We start from the raw sequence: 4,225 nt of genomic DNA, 5'->3' as shown, positions 1-4,225 counted from the left end.
TAAACAAACTTGGCTACTGCGACCGTTTTTTCTCGGCTGCGACTTGTCGCTCAACCTCGCCGTATCTCGATACGGCTCGGTTTCCGCGACGGCGTCTCGCCAGAGAAAAAACGCTCTCGTTACGCCATTTATTTTGAGATGAGTTCTATATTATGGAAGAAAACAAACAAGCAATCCAAAAAAAAATAGAAGAGTTTGAGGCGCAGATGGGCGACCCCGTGTTTTGGCAAGACAAAGTAAAAGCGCAGACAATAATAAAAGAATACAACGACTTGAAAGCGGAAATTGAAGGAGAAGGAAAATATGACCGCTTGAATGCCGTTATAACTCTATTTTCAGGCGCGGGTGGAGATGATTCGGAAGATTTTTCTCGCATGCTTTTTGAAATGTACGGCAAGTTTGCGCAGAAAAAGGGCTGGGGCATTTATCTTTTGCACAAAAACGAAAATGACCACGGCGGATTTAGGAATATCACTTTTGAAGTTCAGGGCAAAAACGCTTACGGTGAGTTGAACAAAGAGTCAGGCGTGCACCGTCTGGTGCGTATTTCGCCTTTTAACGCGGCAAAAAAACGCCACACTTCTTTTTCCATGGTGGAAGTCATACCGAAGTTTGAAAAAGTCGGTGATTTTGAATTGCCGGAAAAGGAAGTGGAGATTTCCTACGCCAAATCCAGCGGTCCGGGCGGTCAGAATGTAAACAAAAGAGAAACGGCCGTTCGCGCCGTGCACGTGCCTACGGGCATTTCAGCTCATGTGGAGAGCGAGCGCAGTCAAGGTCAAAACAAAGAAAGAGCCATCGCTATTTTAAAAGGCAAACTGCATAAAGCCCTTGAAGAAGAAAGAATCAAAAAACAGGAAAATATGTATATTTCCAAAACCACAAGCATAGAGTGGGGCAATCAGATACGTTCTTATGTTTTGCACCCCTATAAAATGGTCAAAGACCATCGGACTGGGGTTGAAACAAGCGACGTGGAAGCGGTTTTGGAAGACGGGGCTCTTGAGGCATTTGTGGAAGCGGAGAAAAAGATGTAGAATACACGTAACGTGTAACGTGTAACATGTAACACAAAAAATTCAGCAAATCCGGCGCTACACGCTATACGCTATACGTTCTGCATCTATGATTTACTTTGATAACGTTTCTAAAATTTACTCTGACGACTCTGTTGCTCTTAAGGACGTTACTTTCAGTATTGAACCAAAAGAGTTTTTGTCCATTGTAGGACATTCCGGAGCCGGTAAGACGACTCTTTTAAAAATGCTTTTGGCGGAAGAGAAACCGTCTCAAGGACGCGTCTTTTTTGAATCAACGGACGTTCATGGACTGCGAAAACATGAGATTTTGAACATTCGGAGAAGAATCGGAACCATATTTCAGGACTTTCGTCTTTTGCCACATCTTACGGCTTTTGAAAACATTGCTTTCGCGATGGAGGCGGCGGGCCGAAGCGACGAAGACATAGATTCAGATGTGCCACATGTTCTGGACTTGGTTGACCTCGGGCACAAAATGTGGAATTTCCCCAGCGAACTCTCCGGCGGAGAAAAACAACGAGTGGCGATAGCCAGAGCTATTGTCAACCAGCCGGACATCATAATAGCCGACGAACCGACCGGAAATTTAGACCCTTTGAATACTTATGAGATAATACAGATATTGAAAAAAATCAATGACTTGGGAACGACTGTTATTCTGACAACTCACAACAAAGGGGTTATTGACTCTCTTGAAAAAAGAGTCATAACGATGGAAAGTGGCAAGGTCTTGAGGGATGATCCGACCGGCAAATATGTTTTGTAAGGACTGTATAGTTCATCAAGTTTATCAAGTGGGGGAAAGATTTGATATAAAATGTTATTCACAAACATAAAACGTATCATAAGGGCGGGTTTTATAAATTTCTGGCGCAACGGCTTTGTTTCGCTGGCCTCCGTCCTTATAATGGGAGTTACTCTTTTCGTCATCGGTTCTATTTTCTTCAACAGCGTGCTTTTGGACGCCTCGCTTAAAGAGCTTCGTGACAAAGTGGATATAAATGTATATTTTGTAAATACCGCGTCGGAAGAGGAAATCTTGGCTCTTAAGGATATGCTTGGCGGTTTTCCTGAAGTCAAATTCGTTGAATATATTTCTCGGGAAAGGGCACTTGAAAATTTTAAAGAAAGGCACAAAGACGACGCTTTGACACTGCAAGCTCTTGAAGAATTAGACGAAAATCCTTTGCGCGCCGTTTTGAATGTTAAGACAAAAGAACCATCCCAGTATGAAAGCATCGCGGCCTTTTTGAAAGATAAGCCGGTTCTATCCGGAAGCGGAGCACCGATAATAGACAGCGTAAACTATTTGGAAAATAAAACAGCCATTGACCGACTTGACCAAATCATCTCGTCTTCAGAAGCGTCAAATATAGCAAAAACAGTAATACTCGTGTTTGTGTCCGTTATAGTGGTTTTCAACACTATTCGCTTGGCCATTTACGTTTCTCGCGAGGAAATATCGGTGATGCGTCTTGTCGGTGCGAGCAACAAATATGTACGCGGACCTTTTGTGATAGTCGGTATTCTTTCCGGCGTTATTGGCGGGCTTATTACAATCATTGCTTTCTATCCTCTGACTTACTGGTTTGGGCCGCTGTTTTATCCTTTGCCTCTGTTTCTTACCGACAGCGTGGGAAATCTGACTCTTTTTGACTACTATGTAGACAATTTCGGGCAAATCTTCTTTCTGATTGTCGGGTCGGGAGTTGTTTTGGGAGCGATATCCAGTTGGCTGGCGGTACGGCGATACTTGAAGATATAGAACATGTAACTTGTAACACGGAACGGAAGAAAATGCTCTTTCTTATGTCATGGAATGTTCCATGTTTCGTGTTCCATGTTGCATATCAATTAGAGGATAACAAGTGAGATTATTGTAAAAAATATATAAACGCAGTCATTATGAAGCGTAAGAGAAAATACATATTCGTGGTCGGCGGAGTTATGTCCGGAGTCGGCAAAGGCATCGCTTCGTCTTCCATAGGCACGGTGCTTTTGGGCAAGGGCTTTAAAGTTTCCGCCATAAAGATAGACCCGTACATAAATGTGGACGCGGGTACCATGAACCCCACCGAACACGGCGAGGTTTTTGTTTTAGAAGACGGTTACGAAACAGACCAAGATATGGGAAATTATGAACGGTTTCTAAACAAAACTTTGCAGAGTATAAACTACATGACGACAGGAAGCGTTTACCAGGAAGTCATCAGAAAAGAACGTAATCTGGAATACAAGGGCAAAAACGTGGAGGTTGTGCCGGATATTCCGCTTGAAGTCATAAGAAGAATTGAGACGGCGGCAAAAAAGGACGACGCGGATATGACTATTATAGAAATAGGCGGAACCATAGGCGAATATCAAAATATAATTTTTTTGGAGGCGGCTCGTATGATGAAAACGAAATATCCATCGGATGTCGCTTTTGTCATGGTTTCGTACCTGCCCATACCGTCAAAAGTCGGAGAAATGAAGACCAAACCGACACAGTACGCTTCTCGCTCTTTAAACAGTGTCGGCGTGCAGGCGGATGTTATTATTGCTCGGAGCGAAGTGCCTTTGGACCAGAAACGAAAAGAAAAGATTGCGGTTTTTTGCAACATAAAGCCCGACCATGTTATTTCCGCTCCGGATGTGGACAGTATTTATGATGTGCCTCTAAACTTTGAGAGAGACCATTTGGGCGATATTCTCTGCGACGTTCTTGGCATAAAGCCCATAAACGGCAAGGCCGAAGTAACCGCATGGAAGAACTTTGTTCGTCGCTCCAAAAATACAAAAGGCGAAGTAAAAATCGCCGTTGTAGGAAAATATTTTAATTCAGGCGATTTTGTGCTTTCCGATGTCTATATTTCCGTTTTGGAAGCCATTAAATTTTCTTCCTATAAGTTCGGAGTAAAACCGGTGATTGACTATGTCAGTTCCACTGACTTTGAAAAGGCGGATGTTGGTGAGAAACTCAAAAAACTTTCGCGATACGACGGCATACTGATTCCCGGAGGGTTTGGAGTAACAGGCATTGAAGGCAAGATGAAAGTGATACGGTACGCGAGAGAAAACAAAATTCCGTATTTCGGACTTTGCTACGGTATGCAGCTTCTTGTGGTGGAATACGCGCGCAATGTCCTCGGCATCAAAGACGCCAATACGGCGGAGATAAATCCCAAAGCCGAAAATTTAGTAAT

Annotated in this window: 4 protein-coding genes; all 4 read left to right on the top strand. The window is 43.3% G+C overall.

Annotated elements, in window-relative coordinates; genetic code table 11:
* The first annotated feature begins 152 nt into the window (after positions 1-152).
* The gene (locus Q8P86_01875) at positions 153-1,037 is read left to right on the top strand and encodes a PCRF domain-containing protein (protein MDP3996425.1); all 885 of its coding nucleotides are present in this window, start codon (positions 153-155) and stop codon (positions 1,035-1,037) included.
* Positions 1,038-1,125: 88 nt separating this feature from the next.
* A complete protein-coding gene (gene ftsE / locus Q8P86_01870; GenBank protein MDP3996424.1) occupies positions 1,126-1,806 on the top strand; it encodes a cell division ATP-binding protein FtsE in 681 nt (226 codons plus the stop codon).
* Between the two features lie 51 nt (positions 1,807-1,857).
* A complete protein-coding gene (locus Q8P86_01865; GenBank protein ID MDP3996423.1) occupies positions 1,858-2,805 on the top strand; it encodes a permease-like cell division protein FtsX in 948 nt (315 codons plus the stop codon).
* 140 nt (positions 2,806-2,945) lie between these two features.
* A partial coding sequence (locus Q8P86_01860; GenBank protein MDP3996422.1) for a CTP synthase occupies positions 2,946-4,225 on the top strand: 1,280 nt, incomplete at its 3' end.

The organism is bacterium (assembly GCA_030699905.1).
Classification (GTDB): Bacteria; Patescibacteriota; Minisyncoccia; order Phycocordibacterales.
This window is presented reverse-complemented; position numbering and strand designations above follow the sequence as displayed.

Coding starts and splice junctions, on each gene's coding strand:
- ftsE (MDP3996424.1), top strand. CDS start 1,126: ATGATTTACTTTGATAACGTTTCTAAAATTTACTCTGACGACTCTGTT.
- Q8P86_01875 (MDP3996425.1), top strand. CDS start 153: ATGGAAGAAAACAAACAAGCAATCCAAAAAAAAATAGAAGAGTTTGAG.
- Q8P86_01865 (MDP3996423.1), top strand. CDS start 1,858: ATGTTATTCACAAACATAAAACGTATCATAAGGGCGGGTTTTATAAAT.